At 68.0% G+C, this 3,831-nt stretch carries 5 protein-coding genes; 2 read left to right on the forward strand and 3 right to left on the reverse strand.

Annotated elements, in window-relative coordinates; all coding sequences use genetic code 11:
- Together B2W70_RS00945 and B2W70_RS00950 are read left to right on the forward strand one after the other, a co-directional pair.
- On the forward strand, nt 1–1,067 hold a 1,067-nt coding region (locus B2W70_RS00945; RefSeq protein WP_286742063.1), incomplete at its 5' end, for an NAD-dependent epimerase/dehydratase family protein.
- A gap of 78 nt (nt 1,068–1,145) precedes the next feature.
- On the forward strand, nt 1,146–1,856 hold the full coding sequence (locus tag B2W70_RS00950; protein WP_286742064.1) for a PEP-CTERM sorting domain-containing protein: 711 nt from the start codon (nt 1,146–1,148) through the stop codon (nt 1,854–1,856).
- Between the two features lie 56 nt (nt 1,857–1,912).
- Here the strand turns inward: B2W70_RS00950 and B2W70_RS00955 are convergent, their stop codons facing one another.
- The 3 genes from B2W70_RS00955 to B2W70_RS00965 all read right to left on the reverse strand — a co-directional run.
- Nucleotides 1,913–2,938 carry a PaaI family thioesterase gene (locus B2W70_RS00955; RefSeq protein WP_286742065.1) on the reverse strand — a complete coding sequence of 342 codons (1,026 nt, stop codon included), beginning with the start codon at nt 2,936–2,938 and terminating at the stop codon, nt 1,913–1,915.
- 19 nt (nt 2,939–2,957) lie between these two features.
- Nucleotides 2,958–3,425, reverse strand: a complete 468-nt coding sequence (locus tag B2W70_RS00960) for a PIN domain-containing protein (protein WP_286742066.1) — start codon at nt 3,423–3,425, stop codon at nt 2,958–2,960.
- A 72-nt stretch (nt 3,426–3,497) separates the two neighbouring features.
- Nucleotides 3,498–3,831: dockerin type I domain-containing protein (locus B2W70_RS00965; protein WP_286742067.1), on the reverse strand; the 334-nt coding region annotated here is incomplete at its 5' end.

Raw genomic sequence — 3,831 nt, forward strand, 5'->3', positions numbered from 1 at the left:
GCGTGATGGCCGAGTTCGAGGCCCCTTCTGCTTCACCGCGGGTGCTCCAGCCGGCAGACCAGGACCGCATCCTGGTCACCGGCGGCGCCGGCTTCCTGGGTCGGGTGCTGGTCGAGCAGCTGCTCGAGCGCACGGCGTCCACCGTGGTCGTTTTCGCTTTGCCCAACGAGCCCGTGCCGCAGGCCTGGGGTCCACGCTGGGGCGATCGCGTCGTCGTGCTGCGCGGTGACATCACCTCCGGCCAGGACGTTGCTCGCGCCATGCAAGGCTGCCACTGGTGCTTTCACCTGGCGGCCCTGGTGGGCGATGCCGGCCGCGACGAAGACCACCAGCGCGTGACCGTGGGTGGCACCGCGCACGTCTTCGAGTCGGCCCTGTCACAGGGCACGGCGGTGGTGTTGGTCACCAGCATCTGTGCCTATGGGGATGCCATCCAGCGGGGGCCCTGCCGCGAAGACGTCGCGCCCGGAGCCGGGCAGGGCCCCTATGGCCGCGCCAAGCAAGGGCAAGAAGCGCTGGCGCGTCGCTACATGGCGCAAGGCGTGCAGTTGTGTGTCGTGAGGCCGGCCAACATCATCGGGCCGGGCTCGGGGCCCTGGGTCGTCGACGCGGCCGAGGCCTTGCGGCAAGGCCTGCCTGCGCTGATCGGTGGTGGGCGGGGCAACGCGGCCCTGGCCGGCGTCGACAACGTGGCCGACTTCCTGGTGCACGCGGCCATGCACCCGCGCGCCTGGGGTCAGGCCTTTCACGTCCACGACGGCTTGCCCCTGAGCTGGCGCGACTACTTCAACGACCTGGCGCGCCTGCTGGGCGCGCGTGCGCCCAAGTCCATGCCGCGTGGGCTCGCCTACCTGGGTGCCTGGCTGACCGAGCCCGTGTTCAAGCGCTTGTGGCCGGGCAGGCGCCCGCCGGTCACCACCGAGGCGCTCAACCTGATCGCCTGGGACAGCCGATTTCCGCTCGACCGCGCGCGGGCGCTGGGTTGGCGGCCCAAGGTGGACCACGCCACGCAGATGATGCGCATCGGGGCGTGGCTGGCGGAAAGTCGGCATGCGCGGCGTGCGTGAACTCGACCATGGGCGGAGGTGCTTAGACCAATGGTTACAGCGTCGGGCCAGGTGGATCTCCACAATGAGTGTTGGGTCTTGACCCAACAACCATTCAATCCCGGAGGAATCACCATGATCACGTCCCCCCGCGCCTTGGGCGCCACCCTGTTGTGCTTGGCAGGCTTTGCTGCGCACGCACCGGCCTTCGCCGATCAATGGCGCATCGAACATGCGACGGTCATCGAACTCGATGACGGGATAGGGGAGCCTTCCCCATCGCCCTACCATTTTGCTTTCTCAATCCTGGCCGAGCCCTTTCAAGACGGGCAGTTCCCAAGTTATTGGCCCGGGTTCTACCTGCCTGTCATCCGTGGCGAAGACCCGCAGTACGGTCGGTCGCAGCTGATGTTCAGACCCGAGAATGGAGCTGCGCCCTCTGTTGACCTAGCCAAAATGCGAGCCAGCTTTGCCAGCCTCGAGCTTGATCAGGTCACGACCATCAGTGGCGACCGCGGAGGAAGCGACTCTACTTGGGTGCGACCGATGTACACGCTCGGTCTGAGCGACCCGGTAAAGCTGACAGCTTTGCGTGATGGGCGCTATCAGGCATCGTGGAACGTTCATGCCCACCTGCCTGGTGAGCCAGATTACGACGTGGGCCTCTACGCTGTCAGCCTGACGTTCGCCCACTTCTCGGAAGGCACGCCGCCCGTGCCGGAGCCTTCTTCGGTGTTCATGGCACTGGCCGGCATCGGCGCTGCGGGTTGGGCGCGTCGCCGCCAAGTTCGTCAGCGATTCGCTGCTTGACGGCCACCCGGGCCAAGGCACCGTGCGATTCGGCGCCTGGTTCCAGGTCTGGCTGATCAGTCGTCCTCGCGCGGCATCAGGAAGTGCCCGCGCGCCTGCACCACCGGGCGCGACGGGTCGTCCTGCCACAGTGACACCATGACCAGCGCCACGCGGTTGCCCTGGCGCACCGTCGTGCTCTGCGCGAAGGTGTCGATGGGCTTGGCCGAGCGCATGTAGGCGATGGCGAAGTCCACGCTGCGCGGGATGGCCGTCAGCGTCGGGTTGGTGGCCAGCAGGTGCAGCACCATGGCGGTTTCACCAAAGCCTGCCAGCACGCCACCGTGCAGCGCCGGCAGCACCGGGTTGCCAATCAGGTCTGCTTTGTAGGGCATGCGGAACACCGGCCCGGCGTCGATTTGCGGCTGCTGGTGCACGTTCAGGAAATCGACGTAAGGCGAGCGGCCCACCGGCACGGCCAGCGTCTCGGGCATGTCTGCGGCGCGGCTGACGAAGACCTGGCTGGGCTCGACCGAAGCGGGCGCGATCAGGGACGAGGCTGCTTCCGCGGGCGTGGGGCGGCTGGCCTTGGGCGCTGGGGCTTGTGTGTCGGGAGCCGACGTGGTCGATGTGACGGACTGGCCAGCCGGCAAGTCCTTGCGTCGCGTGGCGGCCGTGGCGCGCATGAAGGTGGCGTACACCGTGGCCACCGGCTCGCTCTGGCCTGGCTGCATCAACTCACCGCGCACGAAGGCCACGCTGCGCGACAGGCGGTGGCACTCGGCATGGCAGACCAGGTCGGTCTCGGCCACGGGTGGGCGCAGGTAGTCCATGCGCAAGTCCAGCGTGGCGTAAGGCTCGATCTGCTCCATGGCGCAGCCCACGGCCACGCCGCAGGCGGTGTCGGCCAGCACGCTCAGGCATCCGGGGTGGATGAGCTTGCGCTCGGCGTCGCCCGTCCAGGTGCTGCGCGCGGGCAGCAGCAGGCTGCAGCGGCCGGGGCCGATGTCGGTCAGCGTCATGCCCGACGCCACGGCGTAAGGGATGCCGGAGATGAAGGCCTGGGCCCAGGCCAGGCGGTCGTTGCCCGTGAAAATGCTCATGGTCACTGTTCAACGCGGTTCAGGGAGAACCCGCATTGTCGCCCATGGCTGACCATTGCGTCAGCGGCATGACCTCCAGGCCCGTGAGCTTCCTCGCACGTCCTGCGAGTTTGAGCAGGGCAGCGTCTTTGCTGAGCAGCCATTTCGCGCCCACGTGCAGCGCCAGGTCGATGAAGACCTGGTCGTCCGGGTCCTTGCAGCGCAGGGGGCCGCGCGGGGGTTCGTCCACGAAGTCGGCGTGCTGGAACACCGTCAGCGTCAGCATGGGGTCGGGCTGCCAGGCCTTGAAATAACTCCGGGGCCAGACCTGGTGCCACTCCTGCTCCATCGACGGGCAGGCCAGCCAGCGCAGACGCCCGCTCAGGATGCCTTGGGCGATGGGGTGAGCGACCGGGTCCTTGAACACCCGCCAGTCCAGCAGGGCGTTGGTGTCGAGGATGACGATGGGCGCGGCGGCGCTGCCGGTGGGGGCGATCGGGGCGTTCATGTCTCGCCATTGTCGCCACCCCGCCAGCCCTGAGCCGGCAAGCGCGCGCAGGGCCTTCTGGCTGGACCTCGTTCAATCGCCCACTGGCAGGCCCAGCCGCCGGCGAAACCGCGTCATGTCCAGTGCGCTGATGCGACCGTCCCCGTCCATGTCCGCCGCAGGCAGGAAGGCCGGCTGTCCGACCGATGAGCCGTGGGCTTGACGGATGATGGCCTCGTCGAGCGCATCGACCCGGCGGTCGCCGTTGAAGTCGGCGTCACAGGCGTTGCCAAAACCGTCGCCATCCGCGTCCAGCTGAGTTGGGTTGGTGGATTTGGGGCAGTTGTCGACGTGGTCGGCGATGCCGTCGCGATCGGTGTCGGCCACGCCCATGCCCAGGCCCGATCGGATCCACTGGTCCAGCAGG

It is taken from the genome of Aquabacterium sp. UBA2148 (assembly GCF_002328915.1).
Taxonomy (GTDB): domain Bacteria; phylum Pseudomonadota; class Gammaproteobacteria; order Burkholderiales; family Burkholderiaceae_C; genus Aquabacterium; species Aquabacterium parvum.